Below are 18,165 nucleotides of genomic sequence, written 5' to 3' on the forward strand. Positions count from 1 at the left end.
AGGAAGCAACTGCCATGAAGACCCATCATTCGAACCCGGAGCACCTGCGCGATTTCACCACGGATCCCAGGGTTCTGCTCGTCGCCGCCATTGCCGTGGTGGTGGCGACAGCCGGGTTGTTTGCCGGCATCGCGCTTTTGAAGCTGATCCGGCTTGCCACCAACATTGCCTATTTCGGCCAGTTCTCGCTTGCCGACCTGAAGCTCGAGAACACGCCGCTTGGGCTTGCCGCCGTCCTCGTTCCGGTGATCGGTGCGCTGATCATCGGCCTGATGGCGCGCTATGGCAGCGAGAAGATCCGCGGCCACGGCATTCCCGAAGCCATCGAGGCGATCCTGCTCGGGCGCTCGAAACTCGACGCCAAGGTGGCGATCCTGAAGCCGCTGTCGTCGGCGATCTCGATCGGTTCCGGCGGACCGTTCGGCGCGGAAGGACCGATCATCATGACAGGCGGCGCGATCGGCTCGCTGATCGCGCAGATGCTGCCGGTCAGCGACAACGAGCGCAAGACCCTGCTGGTGGCTGGTGCGGCAGCGGGCATGACCACGGTGTTCGGAACACCGATCGCCGCCATCATGCTGGCGGTCGAACTGCTGCTATTCGAATGGACCCCGCGCAGCTTCATTCCGGTGGCGGTCGCGGCTGTTATCGCCGAGGTCGAGCGCACCATGCTGCATCTGCCCGGGCCGATCTTTCCGTTTCAGGGCGGCATGGAGGTGTCTTTTGTCGGCCTTGCCGGCTGGGTGGCGATCGGCGTTTGTGCAGGACTTCTGTCGGGACTGCTGACGCAGATGGTCTATGCCTGCGAGGACGGTTTTCAGAAGCTGCCGATCCACTGGATGTGGTGGCCGATGCTTGGCGGACTGGTGGTCGGCATAGGCGGGCTGATCGAACCGCACGCGCTCGGCGTCGGCTATGACAACATCACCGACATGCTGGATGGCCGCACCGTCGCGACGGCGGCACTCCTGCTGCTGGTGGTCAAGGCGATCATCTGGTCGGTAGCGCTCGGCTCGGGAACGTCGGGAGGTGTGCTGGCGCCGCTGTTGATCATGGGCGGGGCTATGGGCGCTGTGCTCGCCGGCGTTCTGCCTGCCGCGGATCCGGGTTTCTGGGCGCTGCTGGCAATGGCCGCCACCATGGGCGGCACGATGCGCGCGCCGCTGACCGCCACGTTCTTCGCCGTCGAACTGACCGGCAACACACATATGCTGGTGCCGCTGATTGCCGCCTGCGCCGCGGCGCATGCCGTGACCGTGCTTCTGATGAAGCGTTCGATCCTGACCGAAAAGATCGCCAGAAGGGGACACCATCTGGTTCGCGAATACCGTGTCGACCCTTTCGCCCTGACCAGGGTGCGCGAGGTGATGACGTCGCAGGTCGAAAGCGTGCCGGCGACGATGACGCTGCATGGCGCAGCAGCCTTCCTGACGGCGCCGGAAACACGGCATCCGAGTTTCCCGGTGGTCGACGAGAACGGTCAGGTGCTGGGCCTCATCGATCCGCCGGCGATATTGCGCTGGAGACGCGCCGGCACGCACCGCACCACCACGCTTGGCGCGTTGCTGGCCGGCAGCAAGGTGACGCTGGCCTATCCGGACGAATATCTCGAAGGCCTCTCCGACAAGCTGCTGATGGCCAACGTCTCCCATCTGCCCGTCGTCACTCGCGAAGGCTCGTTGCTGGTCGGCTATGTCGGCTGGAAGGATTTGATGCGCGTGCGGTCCAGGAAACAGGCCGAGGAGCGCGAGCGTTCGACCTTGCTTGGCTTCGGCACCAGACGCAGGAAAAAGGACGACGCGGTCGAAAGCCTTTAGATACTCTCTCCTCGCTTCGCCCACTCCAGCACATAGAGCCTCAACGCCGAGGACAGGTTGGTGTCGCGGGGCCGCGTCTCGTCGACTTCGGCGACAAGAGCAGCGAGCGTCAGCTCCCTGGTCGCCGCGATCGCGACGAGGTCGTCATAGAAGGGCTTTTCAAGCGAGTAGCTGGTGCGGTGACCGCGAATGGTCACCGAACGCTTTTCGACCGGGCTCATTGACGGTCGGGGTCGCCGGGCTTTTCACGACGATGCCCGGCGACAAAATTATCGGCCTTGTCGGCGACCATGCGGTCGCGTTCCTTTTCGGCCTTGGAGCGGCCGTGCAGCGCGCGGTTCTGTTCGGCGGCGCGCAGCTTTTCGTCCCGCGCCTTTTGCTTGCGGGCCTGGCGGAGATTGACGATTTCGGCCACGGCGTAAGTCGCCGGCCTATTTCTTGCGGAAGGCGTCGAGCGAGACCACTTCGGCGCCCTTGGTAGCGGCGTCCGCGGCCGCGGGCTTCTTCTCCGCCTCGGCGGCGGCCTTCTTCTCGGCCTTCGGCTTTTTCTCGGAGACGATGGTCAACGGCTCCGGAGTTGGCGCAGCCGGTTCATCGGCTGCCGCACCATCCGTCTTGACGTCGAATTCCAGTTCGAAATTGACCGAGGGATCATAGAAGCCGCGCACGGCCGAGAACGGGATTTCGAGTTTTTCCGGCACATCGGAGAAGGACAGGCCAACCTCGAAGCCGGTATCGGTCACCTTCAGGTCCCAATACTGGAACTGAATGACGATGGTCATCTGCTCGGGATAGCGCTCGCGCAGCCGCGAGGACACGCGTACGCCCGGCGCGCCGGTCAGGAAGGTGATGAAGAAGTGGTGGTTGCCGGGGAGGCCGGTGCGCGCGACCTCGGCCAGGACCTTGCGCATGACGCCGCGCAACGCCTCCTGGGCCAGAATGTCGTAGCGGATGTGGTCGTCGGCCATGTGGCGGTCGGGTTCCGTTGAATCGTCCGCATAGCTGTAATCAAGCTTGAGCGCGGCGTAAACCGCATATAGATCACCCTCGCGCGGAAGCGAAGACTATTGCCAGCGATTTGATCGCTCAGGCGCTGGCGAGCGCGCTTTGCTTTTCGGACGATGCCGCGGAGCGGCGCTTGCCGAAGGCGCGCAGGAAGGTACGCACGCCATTGGTCGCGGATTGCAGCACCTCGTCCTCGCGCGGCGAGCCGCCAAGCATGAACGTGGTCTGCAGTTCGGCATTGACGAGGCCAAGGAACTGGCGTGCCGCCACGTCCGGGTCCTCGATCGTGAGATAGCCGCCATAGGCGAGGCGGGCGAAGCGGGCGGCGATTGCCGGCCATGTCCTGCCCGGTCCCTGTTCGCGCCATTCGGCAAACAGTTCGGGATAGCGCTCGCCTTCGGTCTGGATCAGCTTGCGCAGGAATTTTCCATCGCGGTTGCAGATGCAATTCTGATTCAAACGCACCGCAAAGCCGATCAGGTCGGCTTCGAGATCCCCCGGCTGATCGGGGAAGGTGGCAATGGTGGCGAAGATTCCGGCATTGCAACGTTCGGTCAGATCACGGACCACAGCGACGAACAGTTTTTCCTTGTCGCCGTGATGGTTGTAGATGGTCTGGCGCGAGACGCCGGCTTCGGCGGCGATCAGGTCGATGTTGGCGCCGGCGAAACCTTCGCGGCAAAACACGGTGGCGGCGGAGTCGACGATCGACAGGCGCTTGGCCTCATGACCGCGTGGCGGGAAAATGTCAGGAGAAACGTGCAGCTTCATAAAAAACTATATAGAGGCGATTGACGATTTAGACAAGAGTGTCTAAATTTGTGGACACAAGATAAAGAGATTTCGCATGAGAGAGACGAACAGAACTCGCTCTCGAGGTGTCGGAATCTCACGGGATGGAACGTCCTAGGTTAGACGCCGCCTGGCGGCGGCAACCAGATTTGAAAGAAGCCTCTATCATGAGTCCCAAATTCCTCCGCATCGCGGTCGTGCTCGGCTTGTTGTCCGCCATCGGCCCGTTCGCCATCGACATGTATCTGCCCGCGCTGCCGTCGATCGGCGCCGATCTGCATGCCGGCACCGCTGCCGTGCAGATGAGCCTGTTGATCTTCTTCCTGTCGATGGGCTTTGGCCAGATCGTCGTCGGGCCGATCTCCGACATGGTCGGCCGCAAGCTGCCGCTCTACGGCGGTCTTGCGCTGTTCATGGTCGGCGGCATCGGTTCGGCAATGGCGCCGACCATCGAATGGCTGATCGCTTTCCGTTTCCTGCAGGGCCTTGGCGCCAGCGCCGGCATGGCCGTTCCGCGCGCCATCGTGCGCGACCTGCACACCGGTAATGAGGCCGCCAAGCTGATGTCCTTGCTGATGCTGGTGTTCTCGGTGTCGCCGATCCTGGCGCCGCTGACAGGCAGCGTGATCATCGAGAGTTTCGGCTGGCGCGCCGTGTTCTGGACGGTGACGGGCGCGGCTTTGCTGGCCACCATCCTTCTGGCAACCTCGCTCAAGGAGACGCGGTCGGTGGAAGATCGCGCCGGGTCCTCGTTCGGCACCGCGCTGTCAGCCTACCGCTTCCTGATGGGCGACCGTAACTTCCTTGGCCTGACGGCGATCGCCGGCTTCGGCATTGCCAGCTTCTTCGTCTATCTGTCGAGTTCGTCGTTCATCCTGATCGACCATTACGGGCTGTCGCCTTCGGTCTACAGCGTGTTCTTCTCGATCAACGCGGTCGCCTTCATCGGCATGTCGCAAATGACGGGGCTGCTGGCCGAGCGCTTCGGCCTGAGGCGCGTGGTGCGTGTCGCGGTGACCGGCTATGCGACGACGATGGTGGTGCTGTTCGCGGTGATGGCGACGGGGATCGATCGGCTCGACGTGATGGCGGCGCTGCTGTTCGTCGGCTACGGCTTCCTTGGCCTGGTCATTCCGACCACCTCGGTGCTGGCCATGGAAGAACATGGCGAGATTGCCGGCACGGCGTCGGCGCTGATGGGCACGCTGCATTTCGCCATCGGCGCACTCGCCATGGGTGTTGCCGGCGTGTTCTTCGACGGTACGCCGCTGCCGATGGTGGCCGGCATCACGCTCTGCGCGGTGATTTCCTTCACGCTGGCCAAGTTCACGCTCGGCCGCTCGCGCGAGGCCGTCGAGGTGCCGGCTGAGTAGTAGACTTTCGATGAGAACGAAGGGGCCGGCTCATGCCGGCCTCTTTGCCATTGGGCGCGGACAGTTCCGTCCGAAAGGCGTTGACGACGCCCGGTTTCGGCTGTAGCAGCGATGGTCATGATGATCGCAACGGCTCTCGTGGTGGTAGGAAAGCGCATGGGCAGGATGGTGTAACCATCCGGCGATAGCCACCCATGCGCGGTAAACAGGCTCCTGACGGGGCCTTTTTTTTATGCCCGAAATCCGGGCGATGCCCCGTCAATCATCCTCATCACGCAATACACCACGGATCAGAACCATGACGGGCGAGAACCCTATTCAAACCGCGAGCAAGCGCATGACAGGCGCGGAGATCGTTCTCCACGCACTCAGAGACAATGGCGTAGAGCATGTCTTCGGCTATCCTGGCGCCGCCTTGCTGCCGATCTACGACGAGATATTCCAACAGGATGACATCAAGCATATCCTCGTGCGCCATGAGCAAGGTGCGGGCCATGCCGCCGAAGGCTATGCACGGTCTACGGGCAAGGTCGGCGTCATGCTCGTCACATCCGGTCCAGGCACGACAAATGCGGTAACGCCACTGCAGGATGCGCTTATGGATTCGGTGCCGATCGTCTGCCTGACAGGACAGGTGCCGACAACGCTGATCGGCTCCGATGCCTTTCAGGAATGCGACACGGTCGGCATTACGCGGCCCTGCACCAAGCACAATTCGTTGGTCAAGGACGTCAACGAACTGGCGTCAACGATCCACAGGGCTTTTCACATCGCCAAGTCCGGACGACCGGGACCTGTCCTCGTCGACATGCCAAAGGACGTCCTGTTTGCCACCGGCGTGTACACGCCGCCCTCGGATGCTGCTGCACTGAAGAGCTGTCGGCCGACGGTGGAGAGCGACATCAACGAGATCGGCAAGGCGATAGAGTTGATGGCCAATGCCCGTCGTCCAGTCATTTATACCGGCGGTGGCATCGTCAATTCCGGCATGGAGGCATCGAGACTGCTGCGGGAGCTTGTCGAACTGACTGATTTCCCGATCACCTCGACTCTCATGGGGCTTGGCGCATATCCGGCATCCGGCAAGAACTGGCTGAAAATGGTCGGCCTGCACGGATCGTACGAGGCGAACATGGCCATGCATGAGTGCGACGTTATGCTCTGCATCGGCGCCCGCTTTGACGATCGCGTGACTTCGCGCGTGGAGGCTTTTTCACCGAGCTCAAGGAAGATCCATGTCGATATCGATCCCTCCTCGATCAACAAGACCGTCCGTGCCGACGTCGGCATCCAGGGCGATGCCGGCAAGGTGGTGGACAGCCTGGTTCGCTCATGGCGTGCGCTGCCGCAAAACCCTGACAGAAGACGCCTCGACGAATGGTGGAAACAGATCGCGCGCTGGCGCGGGCGCAACTCCTTCTCTTACGAAATGAGCAACGAGGTGATCATGCCGCAATACGCGGTCGAGCGTCTCTACGCGCTGACGAAGGATCGCGACACCTACATTACGACCGAAGTTGGCCAGCATCAGATGTGGGCGGCCCAGTTCTACGGTTTCGAAAAGCCGCGTCGCTGGATGACGTCGGGCGGCCTTGGTACGATGGGTTATGGCTTGCCGGCGGCATTGGGCGTGCAGATCGCGCACCCGGAAAGCCTCGTCATCGATATTGCCGGCGACGCATCTGTCCAGATGACGATGAAAGAGATGTCGGCGGCGGTTCAGTACAATGCGCCTATCAAGATATTCATCTTGAACAACTCTTACATGGGCATGGTTCGCCAGTGGCAGCAAATGCTTCACGGAAACCGGCTTGCGCATTCCTATTCCGAAACTTTGCCCGATTTCGTCAAACTGGCTGAAGCGTTCGGTGCGGTCGGCGTACGTTGTGAGAAGCCGGCCGACCTCGATGATGCGATTCAGGAAATGATCGATGTAAACCGGCCGGTGCTCTTCGACTGCCGTGTTGCCGAACTCGCCAATTGCCTTCCGATGATCCGGACGGGCAGAGCCCATAATGAGATGCTCTTGCCCGGCGAGACCTTCGCCAGTGCAACCGATGAGATCGGCCAGGGACTGGTATAGACCCCAGAGCGGGATGCATTCGAATTGAATAGTGCATCCCGCTCGATTGCGTCCGACTTCAAGGCTACACCCCGGTTTGCGCCAGCACGAAGCGCAGCCGCGCCTCGACGGGGGCCAGCGGCAACGGAACCATCTCATAGCACAGTTCCGTATAGACGCCGACCAGCGCATGGTGGGTACGCTCGGCCTCGTCGAGCGTCTGCCTGCGCTCTTTGTCCTGCGCGAAGATCTCCGGCCAAAGCGGGGCGACGAAGACGCGCCGATGATAGCGGAAGCGCTCTGCGGCAGCGTGGGCGTGTTCGGGTATCGGCAGGCCGCTCAGGCTGAGATAGCCGAGCGTGTCCGGAACGCCGCGATCGAAAAAAACAGGACGCCCGGTCTGTTCTTGTGCAATTTGATACGAGCGCATCTCCCATGACAGCATCAACTCGACGAACAGGGCGCGATCGTGCCAGGGCAAAGCGGGTCCGCCAATGGCGGACTGGTCGCGGATAATGCCACGCCCGGCTTCGACCGAGGTGGCAAAGCCTGCGTGGCGCAGGGCTTCGATCAAGGTGGTCTTGCCGGAGCCGGGACCGCCGGTCAGCACAAAAAAGCGATCGGAATCGTTTTGCATGTTTTGTCCATGGCGAGGGAGCACGCGGCAGGGCGCGTTCGCGGCGGAACTGCCGTCGCGCATGCTGGATATCGGAGGAGGGGAGAAGTGGAGGTTTCTGTTGCCAGGTACCTCCGAACCCCGCCTAGAAGTGCGAACCTCTAGGGCTTGATTTGAAGCTATCGCACCGCTTACGCGGCGAGACGTGCTTCCGCATAGTTGTCATTTGCAACTACAGGTTTAGCCCGATGACGGTGGTACTATGCCGGGCAAAAGTACGATCTTTACACCTTCGTCGATCCTATTTCGCCCCCAGCAAAAACCGCTCTGTCGTCAACAGCGGCTTTTGGTGGAGGCGCCGGGTACCGCCCCCGGGTCCGAACGGCTTATTTCATCGCCCATTTATCGCCATAGTCGGTCAAGCCGACAAACCGAATATAGGGGGCGATCGCAGGAAATGAAAGGCCGCAATGGCACTTTGTCCCCGTGTCAAAACCGCAAGTCCGAAGGGTTGACTTGAGCGCGGTCTCAACCGAAGCTTTGCCCCGGTGAGGAGTTACCGACATAGCGCACAAGTTGCAGCAGCGCGCCACAGCCCTCATCGATCGGATCCGTGGCGCCGACGAGGGGAATTTTGATGGCCGACTATCTTGCAGACGTGAAGAAATACGATGCCTCGGCGAGTGCCGACGTGGTCGACAAAATCGTGAAGCATCTTGGTATTGCGCTTCGGAACCGCGATTCCTCGCTGGTGTCTTGCACCGATCCGAAGGAACTGGAGCGCGTCAAGGCTGGCTGGGTTGCCAAGAAGCTCGGCATATCGGACGACAACAAGGCTGACGCTTCGATCGAGAAGGTCTGCAAGGCGATGGCCGCCGACAATACCAAGAACCGGGTTACCTTCTACTACCTGGTTGCCAAGGACCTGGGTAAACTCGGCTCCCTCTGACGGCCGCGCTTCAATTCGCCGGGCTGGCGCGGTCCATGCGCCAGCCGGTGATGTTGTTGGGGACTGGCTGGCTTCGGGCATGGCTTGCGCGCTGCTTTGTGGTGTTCGATCGCCCGTCTGTCAGTTATGATGGCTGGACAACCGAATCGAGCCGGAACCGATGCGCCAGTATCTCGACCTCCTGCAGCACGTGCTGGACAACGGCGCCGACCGCGGCGATCGCACCGGCACCGGAACGCGCTCCGTCTTCGGCTACCAGATGCGTTTCGACCTGGCGCGCGGCTTTCCCGTCACCACAACCAAGAAGCTGCATCTCAAGTCGATCATCCATGAGCTTCTGTGGTTCCTGGCCGGCGACACCAACATCAAATATCTCACCGACCATGGCGTCTCGATCTGGGACGAATGGGCCGACGAGAATGGCGATCTCGGCCCGGTCTACGGCAAGCAGTGGCGTTCCTGGCCGGACGGCCATGGCGGCTCGATCGACCAGATCGCGAATCTTCTCAAGGAAATACGCAGAAATCCTCAATCGCGGCGGCTGATTGTTTCGGCATGGAACCCAGCCGAGGTGGAAGCGATGGCGCTGCCGCCCTGCCACTGCCTGTTCCAGTTCTATGTTTCGGAAGGGCGGCTTTCCTGCCAACTCTACCAGCGTTCCGCCGATATCTTCCTTGGCGTGCCGTTCAACATCGCGTCCTATGCCCTGCTGACCTTGATGGTGGCGCAGGTGACAGGGCTGAAACCCGGCGATTTCGTCCACACACTTGGCGATGCGCACCTCTACTCGAACCATTTCGAGCAAGCACGCGAACAGCTGCGGCGCACGCCGAGGACGCTGCCGACGATGTGGATCAATCCGGAGGTGAAGGACCTCTTCGCCTTCCGCTTCGAGGATTTCCGGCTGGAAAACTACGTCGCCGACGCGTCGATCAAGGCGCCGATCGCGGTCTAAGGCCGCAAATTTCAGTCGATGCCGACCATCACGTCCGAGGCTTTGATCACGGCATAGGCCTGCTTGCCCTTTTCGAGCTTGAGATCGGCGACGGCCTCGTTGGTGATCGAGGCGGTGACGATGGCGCCGCCGCCAATGTCGATCCTGACATGCGAGGTGGTGGCTCCCTTGACGATCTCGGCGATCGTCCCTTGAGGACGTTGCGGGCGCTGATCTTCATCGGAGTTTCCTTTCCAAGGTTTCTTTTCCCGGTCTTACCAAAACAATTGGTGTCGTACAGACGCTTTCATGAGGCGCCGGGCCTTCCCTTGTTATATTCATACGGATATATCGGTCAGCAGGCTTCGAGCCGGCCGGATTTCAAACCAGGGAGAGTTTTCCATGACGCGCAAAGGTTTTGGATCTAGGGCGATCGCCATTGGCGGTTTGGCTGCGGCGCTGATGGCAGTCGTGCCGGCAGCGCATGCGGAAGACAAGGTGGTGGTGTTTGCCGCAGCCAGCCTCAAGGACGCGCTCGACGCGGTGAACAAGGCCTGCGAGGCCGATGTCGGCGAGGCGGCGACTGTCTCCTATGCCGCGAGCTCGGCGCTGGCCAAGCAGATCGAGGGCGGGGCGCCTGCCGACGTCTTCATCTCGGCCGATCTCGACTGGATGAAATATCTCTCCGACAAGAAGCTGACCAAGCCGGACACCGAAGTGAAGCTGCTCGGCAATCAGATCGTGCTGGTGGCGCCGAAGGACTCGGCGGTCGACACCAGGATCGAGAAGGGTTTCGACCTCGCCAAGCTGATCGGCGACGGCAAGCTCGCCATGGGAGATTTCAAGGCGGTGCCGGCCGGCAAATACGGCAAGGCCGCGCTTGAATCGCTCGGCGTCTGGTCCTCGGTCGAGGGCAAGGTGGCGCAGGCCGAAAACGTGCGCGCGGCGCTGAAACTGGTTTCGACGGGCGAAGCCGCCCTTGGCATTGTCTATGCCACCGACGCGCATGCCGAAAAGGGGGTCAAGGTGATCGGCACCTTCCCGGAGGATTCGCATCCGCCGATCATCTATCCGGTTGCCCAGACCGCCGATTCGAAGGACAAGGATACGCCGGCTTTCCTGAAATGCCTGCAGTCGGCCAAGGCGGCCGCGCTGTTCAAGGATCAGGGATTTACCGTGCTCGCGCCGAGCAACTGAGTTCCAAGGGGCACTATGAACTGGCTGCTGGACCTCACTCCCGACGAATGGAATGCGGTCCGGCTGTCCATCAAGGTGGCAACGGTGGCGATGCTCGCCAGCCTGCCGCCGGGCATCTTGATCGCGCTTCTGCTTGCCCGGGGACAGTTCTGGGGCAAGACGGTTCTCAACGGGCTGGTGCATCTGCCGCTGATCCTGCCGCCGGTGGTGACCGGCTATCTGCTGCTGCTCACCTTCGGCCGGCGCGGTCCGGCCGGTGCCTTCCTGGCCGAGCATTTCGGCATTGTCTTCTCCTTCCGCTGGACGGGTGCGGCGCTGGCTTGCGGCGTCATGGGCTTTCCCCTGATGGTGCGGGCGATTCGGCTGTCGATCGAGGCGGTGGACCGTAGGATGGAAGCGGCGGCGGGAACGCTCGGCGCCAATCCGCTCTGGGTGTTTGCCACCATCACGCTGCCGTTGATCCTGCCCGGGCTGATCGCCGGCGCCATCCTGGCCTTCGCCAAGGCGATGGGCGAGTTCGGCGCCACCATCACCTTCGTTTCCAACATTCCCAATGAGACGCAGACATTGCCGTCGGCGATCTACACCTTCACGCAGGTGCCGGGTGGCGATGAAGGGGCGCTCCGCCTGACGCTGATTTCCATTGTCATCTCCATGGCAGCACTTGTGGCTTCGGAGGTGCTGGCGCGGCGTGTCGGCCGGCGGCTGGACATCGAATGAGCGTTCTCGTCGACATCAGCCATCGGCAGGGCGGTTTCGCCATCGGCGCCCGCTTCGAAAGCGCCGGGCGGCTGACGGCGCTGTTCGGAGCGTCGGGGTCGGGCAAGACGACGCTGATCGGCATGATTGCCGGCCTGATCCGGCCCGACAAGGGACGCATCGAGGTTGACGGCCGTGTGCTGGTCGATACCGGTGCCGGCATTTTCGTGCCGAAGCACAAGCGCCGCATCGGCATGGTGTTCCAGGACGCAAGGCTGTTTCCGCATTTGAGCGTTGCCGGCAATCTTCGCTACGGCCGCTGGTTCACGCCGCCGGCGGAGCGCTACGCCGATATCGATGCCGTCGTCGACCTGCTCGGCATCGGGCCGCTCATGAACAGGCGGCCGGCAAAGCTCTCGGGTGGCGAGAAACAGCGTGTGGCGATCGGCCGGGCATTGCTTGCCAGCCCCAGACTGCTGCTCATGGACGAACCGCTGGCCTCGCTCGACGAGGCGCGCAAGGCTGAAATCCTGCCCTATGTCGAAAGGCTCCGCGACGAGATCAAAATCCCGATCGTCTATGTCAGTCACTCGGTCGCCGAAGTGGCGCGGCTGGCCAGCGACGTGGTGATGCTGGCGCAGGGCAATGTCGTTGCCAGCGGGCCGACCGAGGCGGTGATGCAAAGGCTCGACCTGTTGCCGGCGGAGGAGCGCGGCGAGGGCGGCGCCGTGCTGGACACAAGGGTGCTGCATCACGACGAGAGTTTCGGCATGACCGTGCTCGGCTCGGCTGCGGGCGAGCTCCGGGTGCCACAGCTGGCGATGAAAACAGGTACGCCGGTGCGCATCCGTATCCGCGCACGCGATGTGATGATCGCCACCGAAAAGCCGAGGGGTCTCAGCGCGCTCAACATCCTGCCGGGAACCATTACCGCGATGAGCCCCGGCGAGGGACCGGCGGTCGAGGTCGGTATCGACTGCAATGGCGCAACCGTGCTTGCCCGCATCACCGAACAGTCGCGGCAGGCGCTGAAGCTTCATCTTGGCGGCAAGGTTTTCGCGGTGATCAAGACGGTGAGCTTCGATCGGGCGAACACCGGCGCCGGCCTGCCCGCCGAGACGGATGGATGATCCCGCTATGTCTTTTTGGAATAGCGGTTTCGCCAGGGAGCTTCTAGTATGACGTTGGGATGTGACCGCGGAGAGCAAAGATGCCGTCGCTGAGCTTGCGGATAAATCTCGATCCCGACGGGCGCGTCGGGCCGGGCAAGATCGAGCTCCTGGAACAGATCGCCGCCTTCGGCTCCATCTCGGCCGCCGCGCGCGGCATGGAGATGTCCTATAAGCACGCCTGGGACCTGGTCGAGGACATGAACCGGGTATTCGGCAAGCCGCTGGTGGCGGCACAGACCGGCGGCCGCAAGGGCGGCGGCGCACAGTTGACGGCGGTCGGCCTGGCAGTGGTCAGCCGCTTCCGCGCCATCGAGCGCGCGGCGGCGGCCGCGGCAGCGACGCATATGGAGGCGTTGCAGGCGGAGATTGAGGCTGGGTGAGGGAGTAGGGCAGTAGGGCAGTAGGGCAGTAGGGCAGTAGGGCAGTAGGGCAGTAGGGCAGTAGGGCAGTAGGGCAGTAGGGCAGTAGGGCAGTAGGGCAGTAGGGCAGTAGGGAGGCATTCGCGTGCTGTCTTCCAACACAAAACGTCATTCACCTACTGCCCTACTGCCTTACTCCCCTATTGCCTTCCTATTCGGGCTTGCGCAGCAAATAGCTGTCCATGATCCAGCCCTTCCGCCGACGAGCTTCCTCTCGAACTTTTTCGATCTTTGCGCCGATGTCACCGATCCTGCCGGAGAGAGTGATCTCGTCTTCCGTTCCGAGATAGGCGCCCCAATGGATGACGACATCCTTGTCGGCCAGCGTGTTGAAGGCGCATTTGCCGTCCAGCAGGACGACCGCGCTGCCGGCATTGTCCGGCATGCCTTCTTCGGTCAGGCGGCGGCCGGTGGTAATGAGGACGGAATCGCCGATGCGGTTCAGCGCCATCTTGTGGCTGGCGGCAAGTGCCTGGACGGCGGTGATGCCGGGGATGACCTCAAGCTCGAACGCCACATCGCCTCGCAGGCGCACGCGCTCAAGGATGCGCAACGCGCTGTCATAGAGCGAAGGGTCGCCCCAGATCAGGAAGGCGCCGCAGCCGTCGCCTGCAATCTCGTCGCGGATCAGGCCTTCGTAAATGGCGGCGATGGCTTCATGCCAGTCATCGACGGTCGAGCGGTAGGAGGGCGCCGGCCCATCTTCTACCGGGAGGTCGCGCACCGGCACGTCGAATTCGACGCGCCGCGACTTCGGATTGGTGACGAAGCGGTCGCAGATCTGACGGCGCAGTTCGGCCAATTCATTTTTTTTCGCGCCCTTGTCGGGAATGAACAGCACATCCGCCTGGTTCAGGCCTGATATGGCCTGAACGGTCATGTGGTCGGGATTGCCGGCGCCGATGCCGATGACGAGAAGCTTGCGCATGGGCGAACTCCTGCCCGATCGGAACCCGTTAGTCCAGACCGCGCTGGCGCGTGTCCAGACCGCGCAGGCGCGTGTCCAGACCGCAGTCCAGCTCCCTTTGGTGCGTCCGCGGATACGGAAGGGCTTTGAACGCCACATTGAAACGGCTAGGGTCCTGCAGGCATTCCAGCCGAGGGGGCTTCCATGTTGCGATATGTTCTGACCGCCGTGCTGGCCTTGTCGTCCGCACCCGCTTTCGCCAATGATTCGGTTGCCGAACTTGGCACCGGCGGCCTGATCCTGTCGCGCAGCGATGCCGTGGCGATGCAAAGCGAGGACCTTTTCATCTCGCCGGAAAAGGTCACGGTCGACTATGTCTTCCACAACAACACCGATCAGGATGTCCAGGCCATCGTCGCCTTCCCGATGCCCGACATATCGGGCAATCCCGAAGAAATCCCGGCGATTCCTGAAAATCAGAGCGATAATTTCCTCGGTTTCGAGGTGACGATCGACGGTGTCGCCGCAAAGCCGCAGCTCGAGCAGAAGGTGTTGGCGCTCGGCATCGACATCAGCGCTGAGCTGAAGGCGCAAAACGTGCCGTTCTATCCTTTCGGCGATGCGGCGGAGGCGGCGCTGGCGAAGCTGCCGCAAGCGGTTGTCGATGACTGGGTCAACCGCGGCATCATCATCGAGGACACCGGCAGCGACGGCACCGAGACGAGCAAGGTCTACACCCCGTTCTGGCAATTGCGTTCGACCTACTGGTGGCGCTCGACCTTTCCGGCCAACAAGGACGTCCATGTTTCCCACCACTACAGACCGAGCGTCGGCGGCACGTCTTCGGTCAGCTTCTTCTACGACGGCAAATTCCAGGGTCAGTATGCGGCCTACAAGACCCGGTATTGCATGGACGGCACATTCGAAAATGCGGTGCGCAAGGCGGCCAAGGACGACCCTGACGGCTACCCCAAATATTTCGAGAGCCGCATCGCCTATATCCTGACCACCGGCGGCAACTGGGCCACCGGCACGATCGGCAAGTTCAAGCTGACGATCGACAAGGGCAATCCGAAAGCCCTGGTCTCGTTCTGCGGCGACAATGTCAAAAAGACCGGACCGACGACCTTCGAGATGACGGCGGATGATTTCTACCCCGAGCGCGACATCGACATCCTGATCCTCGAGCCGACGGGCGAAAATTGATGCATGTCGCAATCTACGTTGCCATTGCCGAGAACGGCGTGATCGGGCGTGACGGCGGGCTCCCGTGGCGGCTCTCCACCGATCTCAAGCGCTTCAAGGCCGATACGATGGGCAAGCCAATCATCATGGGCCGCAAGACCTATGAGGGCATCGGTCGGCCGCTGCCGGGCAGGTTGAACATCGTCGTGACCCGCGACGAGACCTGGCGCGCCGAGGGCGTCGAGGTGGCACATTCGCTCGAAGCCGCGATCCAGCTGGCGACGGTGCGCGGGCGCGGCATGGCCGATGTCGACGAGGTGTGCGTCATCGGCGGCGGCGAAATCTATGCCCAGGCCATGCTGCTGGCCGACCGGCTGCACGTCACCCATGTGCTGGCAGCGGTCGACGGCGATGCGCATTTCCCGCCGATCGATCCCGATTCCTGGCGCATTGTCAGCTCGCAGGACGTCCCAGCCGGGGAAAAGGACAGCCACCCGACGCGCTATTCGGTTTACGAGCGGCGTCGCGAGAGACATTGAACGAAAAAAGAGCCATTGAAGGAAGACAAAGGGTCGCGACTGGACCAAATCGGACGAAGTCGGAAGCGCATCGCGTTGAAAGCGCCCCGTGGCGTGCCTATAGAAGAACAATACTGGATTTTGCGCCGTAATGCCGGCGCTTGAGGGAATTCCAAGCGAAAGGACATTCATGCCCTGGAACGACAAAAGCGGCGGTGGCGGCGGCCCATGGGGTGGCGGCGGCAACAATCAGGGACCCTGGGGGCAGGGTCCAAAAGGACCGAGCGGGCCGCAGGGCTCGCCTCCCGATCTAGAAGACATCATCCGCCGCGGCCAGGACCGGCTGCGGCGCGCTCTTCCGGGCGGCGGCGGCGCGAGCCCGGCTATCTTCGCGCTGATCGCGGCTGCACTTGTGGTGCTGTGGGCGTTCAAGGCGGTTTACACCGTGCAGCCCGATGAGGTCGCGGTCGAACTGCGCTTCGGCAAGCCGAAGACCGAACTGTCGCAGCCTGGCCTGCATTTCCATTGGTGGCCGCTCGAAGCCGTCGAGACGGCCAAGATTTCCGAGCAGCTCGTCGATATCGGCGGTGGCGGCGCGACAAGTGGCAATACGTCCGGGCTGATGCTTACCGGCGACCAGAACATCGTCAACGTCCAGTTCTCCGTGGCCTATCAGGTCTCCGACCCGCGCGCGTATCTGTTCGATGTGTCCGATCCCGACGGCATGCTGCGGCAGGTTGCCGAAAGCGCCATGCGTGAAGCCGTCGGCCGCCGGCCGGCGCAGGACATCTTCCGCGACGACCGCCAGGGCATTGCCGCCTCGGTGCGTGAGATCATCCAGACGACGCTGGACGGCTACAAGGCCGGTCTCAACGTCAACGCCGTCTCGATCGAGGATGCGGCACCGCCACGCGAAGTGGCCGATGCGTTCGACGAGGTGCAGCGCGCCGAGCAGGACGAGGACAAGTTCGTCGAGCAGGCCAACCAGTACTCCAATCAGAAGCTCGGGCAGGCGCGCGGCGAGGCCGCACAGATCCGCGAAGACGCGGCCGCCTACAAGAACCGGGTCGTGCAGGAAGCCGAGGGTGAGGCGCAGCGCTTCATCTCGGTCTATGACGAATATGCCAAGGCGCCCGATGTAACGCGCAAGCGCCTCTACCTGGAAACCATGGAGAAGGTTCTGAAGGATTCGAGCAAGGTCATCGTCGAGCAGGGCAACGGGCAAGGGGTCGTTCCCTATCTGCCGCTGCCGGCATTGCAGCCGAAAGCGCCGGCACCGGCCGCCCCCGTTACGGGAGGTAACCAGTGATGGCCAACCGTCTTCCCATCATCGTCGTCGCAGCAGCGGTTATCCTGTTCCTGCTCTATTCGTCGGTCTTCGTGGTCAATGCGCGCCAGCAGGCACTGGTGCTCAGGTTCGGTGAGATTGTCGACGTCAAGAGCGAACCCGGCATCTACTTCAAGGCGCCGTTCTCGTTCTTCGACGCCGACACCGTGCAGCTGATCGAGAACCGGGTGCTGCGCTTCGATCTCGACAACATTCGCGTCCAGGTCTCGGGCGGCAAGTTCTATGAGGTCGATGCCTTCATCGCCTATCGCATCTCGGATCCGCGGGTCTTCCGCGCCGCGGTGTCCGGTCAGATCGAATTGGCCGAGGCCCGGCTCAGGACGCGTCTCGACGCTGCCTTGCGCCGTGTCTATGGTCTGCGTGATTTCGAGGCAGCACTCTCCGAAGAGCGCGGCGTGATGATGCGCGAAGTCCGCGACCAGCTCAGGCCCGATGCCACATCGCTCGGCCTGCAGATCGAGGATGTCCGCATTCGCCGCACCGATCTCACGGCCGAAGTCTCGCAGCAGACCTTCGACCGCATGAAGGCGGAACGCCTGGCGGAAGCTGCCCGGCTGAGGGCGCGCGGCAATGAGGCGGCACAGCGCATCACCGCCCGCGCCGATCGCGAAGTGGTCGAGATCGTCGCCGAAGCCCAAAAAGAGTCGGAAATCCTGCGCGGCGAGGGCGAGGCCCAGCGCAGCGCCACCTTCGCGGGAGCCTATCAGCGCGATCCGGCTTTCTTCGACTTCTACCGGTCGATGAATGCCTATGGCACGGCGCTGGACAACACCGGAACGACGATGGTGCTGTCGCCGAACTCGGAGTTCTTCCGCTTCTTCCGCAATCCCGACGGCAGCGAGGGATCGGCAAAGCCGGCTTCGCCTGCGCCAAACGCTCCGGCGACGGCACCCGCCGCGCCGGCGGCACAGCCCAGCACCGGCCAGTAGCGGCCGGTGCAGGATTTTCTTGCCGCCATGGGCCTCGTCTTCGTCATAGAGGGTCTGGTCTATGGCGGCTTTCCCGGCCTAGCCAGGAAGCTTGCCACCGAAGTGCTGTCGCTGCCCGAGAACGCGCTGCGGATTGCCGGGCTGGCGGCGATCGCGATCGGCGTCGGCATCGTCTGGCTGGTACGAGGCGCATGAGGGCGGCGATGATTTATCCTCTGCCGATAGTCATAGCCGCAAACGTGC

At 62.4% G+C, this 18,165-nt stretch carries 20 protein-coding genes, 1 other RNA gene and 1 pseudogene; 14 read left to right on the forward strand and 8 right to left on the reverse strand.

Going from position 1 to position 18,165, the window contains the following annotated elements:
* Nucleotides 1-14: 14 nt before the first annotated feature.
* Nucleotides 15-1,817, forward strand: coding sequence for a chloride channel protein (locus P3C39_RS04445; protein ID WP_013531013.1), 1,803 nt, complete (start codon nt 15-17; stop codon nt 1,815-1,817).
* On the opposite strand, the gene P3C39_RS04450 is transcribed toward P3C39_RS04445, so the two are convergent.
* From P3C39_RS04450 to P3C39_RS04465, 4 genes are all read right to left on the reverse strand, one after another.
* Nucleotides 1,814-2,038: a ribbon-helix-helix domain-containing protein gene (locus P3C39_RS04450; protein WP_027034890.1), complete on the reverse strand. Its 225-nt coding sequence runs from the start codon at nt 2,036-2,038 to the stop codon at nt 1,814-1,816. The genes P3C39_RS04445 and P3C39_RS04450 overlap by 4 nt on opposite strands.
* Complete coding sequence (locus P3C39_RS04455) at nt 2,035-2,232, reverse strand: DUF4169 family protein (protein ID WP_275952758.1); 198 nt, start codon at nt 2,230-2,232, stop codon at nt 2,035-2,037. The genes P3C39_RS04450 and P3C39_RS04455 overlap by 4 nt, the downstream gene beginning before the upstream one ends.
* Before the next feature lie 16 nt (nt 2,233-2,248).
* Entirely contained in the window at nt 2,249-2,785 is a 537-nt protein-coding gene (locus P3C39_RS04460) for an SspB family protein (protein WP_013531016.1), read from the reverse strand.
* A gap of 118 nt (nt 2,786-2,903) precedes the next feature.
* Nucleotides 2,904-3,593 carry a TetR/AcrR family transcriptional regulator gene (locus tag P3C39_RS04465; protein WP_013531017.1) on the reverse strand — a complete coding sequence of 230 codons (690 nt, stop codon included), beginning with the start codon at nt 3,591-3,593 and terminating at the stop codon, nt 2,904-2,906.
* Nucleotides 3,594-3,781: 188 nt separating this feature from the next.
* Between P3C39_RS04465 and P3C39_RS04470 the strand changes: the two genes are divergently transcribed.
* Nucleotides 3,782-4,987, forward strand: a complete 1,206-nt coding sequence (locus P3C39_RS04470; protein WP_275952759.1) for a multidrug effflux MFS transporter — start codon at nt 3,782-3,784, stop codon at nt 4,985-4,987.
* A 298-nt stretch (nt 4,988-5,285) separates the two neighbouring features.
* Nucleotides 5,286-7,070: an acetolactate synthase 3 large subunit gene (locus tag P3C39_RS04475; protein WP_275952760.1), complete on the forward strand. Its 1,785-nt coding sequence runs from the start codon at nt 5,286-5,288 to the stop codon at nt 7,068-7,070.
* A 64-nt stretch (nt 7,071-7,134) separates the two neighbouring features.
* On the opposite strand, the gene P3C39_RS04480 is transcribed toward P3C39_RS04475, so the two are convergent.
* Together P3C39_RS04480 and ssrA are read right to left on the reverse strand one after the other, a co-directional pair.
* Nucleotides 7,135-7,686: an AAA family ATPase gene (locus P3C39_RS04480; protein WP_275953158.1), complete on the reverse strand. Its 552-nt coding sequence runs from the start codon at nt 7,684-7,686 to the stop codon at nt 7,135-7,137.
* A gap of 86 nt (nt 7,687-7,772) precedes the next feature.
* Nucleotides 7,773-8,132, reverse strand: a transfer-messenger RNA (tmRNA) gene (gene ssrA / locus P3C39_RS04485).
* 170 nt (nt 8,133-8,302) lie between these two features.
* Here ssrA and P3C39_RS04490 point away from each other — a divergent pair.
* Nucleotides 8,303-8,614, forward strand: a complete 312-nt coding sequence (locus P3C39_RS04490) for a DUF2853 family protein (RefSeq protein ID WP_275952761.1) — start codon at nt 8,303-8,305, stop codon at nt 8,612-8,614.
* Between the two features lie 160 nt (nt 8,615-8,774).
* A complete protein-coding gene (locus P3C39_RS04495; RefSeq protein WP_024501420.1) occupies nt 8,775-9,569 on the forward strand; it encodes a thymidylate synthase in 795 nt (264 codons plus the stop codon).
* Nucleotides 9,570-9,580: 11 nt separating this feature from the next.
* Here the strand turns inward: P3C39_RS04495 and P3C39_RS04500 are convergent.
* Nucleotides 9,581-9,789 (reverse strand): annotated as a pseudogene (locus P3C39_RS04500) (molybdopterin-binding protein).
* Nucleotides 9,790-9,950: 161 nt separating this feature from the next.
* On the opposite strand from P3C39_RS04500, the gene modA reads away from it, so the two are divergent.
* From modA to P3C39_RS04520, 4 genes are all read left to right on the forward strand, one after another.
* Nucleotides 9,951-10,745: a molybdate ABC transporter substrate-binding protein gene (gene modA, locus P3C39_RS04505; protein ID WP_064993786.1), complete on the forward strand. Its 795-nt coding sequence runs from the start codon at nt 9,951-9,953 to the stop codon at nt 10,743-10,745.
* A 15-nt stretch (nt 10,746-10,760) separates the two neighbouring features.
* Complete coding sequence (modB, locus tag P3C39_RS04510) at nt 10,761-11,465, forward strand: molybdate ABC transporter permease subunit (protein WP_063168280.1); 705 nt, start codon at nt 10,761-10,763, stop codon at nt 11,463-11,465.
* Nucleotides 11,462-12,574 carry a molybdenum ABC transporter ATP-binding protein gene (gene modC / locus P3C39_RS04515; protein ID WP_275952762.1) on the forward strand — a complete coding sequence of 371 codons (1,113 nt, stop codon included), beginning with the start codon at nt 11,462-11,464 and terminating at the stop codon, nt 12,572-12,574. Before modB ends, modC begins: the two co-directional genes overlap by 4 nt.
* Nucleotides 12,575-12,654: 80 nt before the next feature.
* Nucleotides 12,655-12,996, forward strand: coding sequence for a winged helix-turn-helix domain-containing protein (locus P3C39_RS04520; protein WP_013531026.1), 342 nt, complete (start codon nt 12,655-12,657; stop codon nt 12,994-12,996).
* A gap of 190 nt (nt 12,997-13,186) precedes the next feature.
* Here P3C39_RS04520 and cobF read toward each other — a convergent pair whose 3' ends face one another.
* The gene (gene cobF, locus P3C39_RS04525; RefSeq protein ID WP_013531027.1) at nt 13,187-13,963 is read right to left on the reverse strand and encodes a precorrin-6A synthase (deacetylating); all 777 of its coding nucleotides are present in this window, start codon (nt 13,961-13,963) and stop codon (nt 13,187-13,189) included.
* Between the two features lie 183 nt (nt 13,964-14,146).
* Here cobF and P3C39_RS04530 point away from each other — a divergent pair, with 183 nt between their 5' ends.
* From P3C39_RS04530 to P3C39_RS04550, 5 genes are all read left to right on the forward strand, one after another.
* Complete coding sequence (locus P3C39_RS04530; RefSeq protein WP_275952763.1) at nt 14,147-15,148, forward strand: DUF4424 domain-containing protein; 1,002 nt, start codon at nt 14,147-14,149, stop codon at nt 15,146-15,148.
* Nucleotides 15,148-15,666, forward strand: coding sequence for a dihydrofolate reductase (locus tag P3C39_RS04535; protein WP_013531029.1), 519 nt, complete (start codon nt 15,148-15,150; stop codon nt 15,664-15,666). Before P3C39_RS04530 ends, P3C39_RS04535 begins: the two co-directional genes overlap by 1 nt.
* Nucleotides 15,667-15,835: 169 nt before the next feature.
* A complete protein-coding gene (gene hflK / locus P3C39_RS04540; RefSeq protein WP_275952764.1) occupies nt 15,836-16,954 on the forward strand; it encodes an FtsH protease activity modulator HflK in 1,119 nt (372 codons plus the stop codon).
* Nucleotides 16,954-17,922: a protease modulator HflC gene (locus P3C39_RS04545; protein ID WP_063168276.1), complete on the forward strand. Its 969-nt coding sequence runs from the start codon at nt 16,954-16,956 to the stop codon at nt 17,920-17,922. The genes hflK and P3C39_RS04545 overlap by 1 nt, the downstream gene beginning before the upstream one ends.
* Nucleotides 17,923-17,928: 6 nt before the next feature.
* Nucleotides 17,929-18,117 (forward strand): DUF2065 domain-containing protein, encoded by a 189-nt coding sequence (locus P3C39_RS04550; protein ID WP_275952765.1) that lies wholly within the window; start codon nt 17,929-17,931, stop codon nt 18,115-18,117.
* The last annotated feature ends 48 nt before the right edge of the window (nt 18,118-18,165 follow it).

The sequence above is a fragment of the Mesorhizobium sp. XAP4 genome (genome assembly GCF_029269325.1).
GTDB lineage: Bacteria > Pseudomonadota > Alphaproteobacteria > Rhizobiales > Rhizobiaceae > Mesorhizobium > Mesorhizobium ciceri.

Bases quoted from the DNA above. Each gene is read 5' to 3' on its own strand.
- P3C39_RS04445 (WP_013531013.1), top strand. From the start codon at position 15: ATGAAGACCCATCATTCGAACCCGGAGCACCTGCGCGATTTCACCACG.
- P3C39_RS04450 (WP_027034890.1), bottom strand. From the start codon at position 2,038: ATGAGCCCGGTCGAAAAGCGTTCGGTGACCATTCGCGGTCACCGCACC.
- P3C39_RS04460 (WP_013531016.1), bottom strand. From the start codon at position 2,785: ATGGCCGACGACCACATCCGCTACGACATTCTGGCCCAGGAGGCGTTG.
- P3C39_RS04465 (WP_013531017.1), bottom strand. From the start codon at position 3,593: ATGAAGCTGCACGTTTCTCCTGACATTTTCCCGCCACGCGGTCATGAG.
- P3C39_RS04470 (WP_275952759.1), top strand. From the start codon at position 3,782: ATGAGTCCCAAATTCCTCCGCATCGCGGTCGTGCTCGGCTTGTTGTCC.
- P3C39_RS04475 (WP_275952760.1), top strand. From the start codon at position 5,286: ATGACGGGCGAGAACCCTATTCAAACCGCGAGCAAGCGCATGACAGGC.
- P3C39_RS04480 (WP_275953158.1), bottom strand. From the start codon at position 7,686: ATGCAAAACGATTCCGATCGCTTTTTTGTGCTGACCGGCGGTCCCGGC.
- P3C39_RS04490 (WP_275952761.1), top strand. From the start codon at position 8,303: ATGGCCGACTATCTTGCAGACGTGAAGAAATACGATGCCTCGGCGAGT.
- P3C39_RS04495 (WP_024501420.1), top strand. From the start codon at position 8,775: ATGCGCCAGTATCTCGACCTCCTGCAGCACGTGCTGGACAACGGCGCC.
- modA (WP_064993786.1), top strand. From the start codon at position 9,951: ATGACGCGCAAAGGTTTTGGATCTAGGGCGATCGCCATTGGCGGTTTG.
- modB (WP_063168280.1), top strand. From the start codon at position 10,761: ATGAACTGGCTGCTGGACCTCACTCCCGACGAATGGAATGCGGTCCGG.
- modC (WP_275952762.1), top strand. From the start codon at position 11,462: ATGAGCGTTCTCGTCGACATCAGCCATCGGCAGGGCGGTTTCGCCATC.
- P3C39_RS04520 (WP_013531026.1), top strand. From the start codon at position 12,655: ATGCCGTCGCTGAGCTTGCGGATAAATCTCGATCCCGACGGGCGCGTC.
- cobF (WP_013531027.1), bottom strand. From the start codon at position 13,963: ATGCGCAAGCTTCTCGTCATCGGCATCGGCGCCGGCAATCCCGACCAC.
- P3C39_RS04530 (WP_275952763.1), top strand. From the start codon at position 14,147: ATGTTGCGATATGTTCTGACCGCCGTGCTGGCCTTGTCGTCCGCACCC.
- P3C39_RS04535 (WP_013531029.1), top strand. From the start codon at position 15,148: ATGCATGTCGCAATCTACGTTGCCATTGCCGAGAACGGCGTGATCGGG.
- hflK (WP_275952764.1), top strand. From the start codon at position 15,836: ATGCCCTGGAACGACAAAAGCGGCGGTGGCGGCGGCCCATGGGGTGGC.
- P3C39_RS04545 (WP_063168276.1), top strand. From the start codon at position 16,954: ATGGCCAACCGTCTTCCCATCATCGTCGTCGCAGCAGCGGTTATCCTG.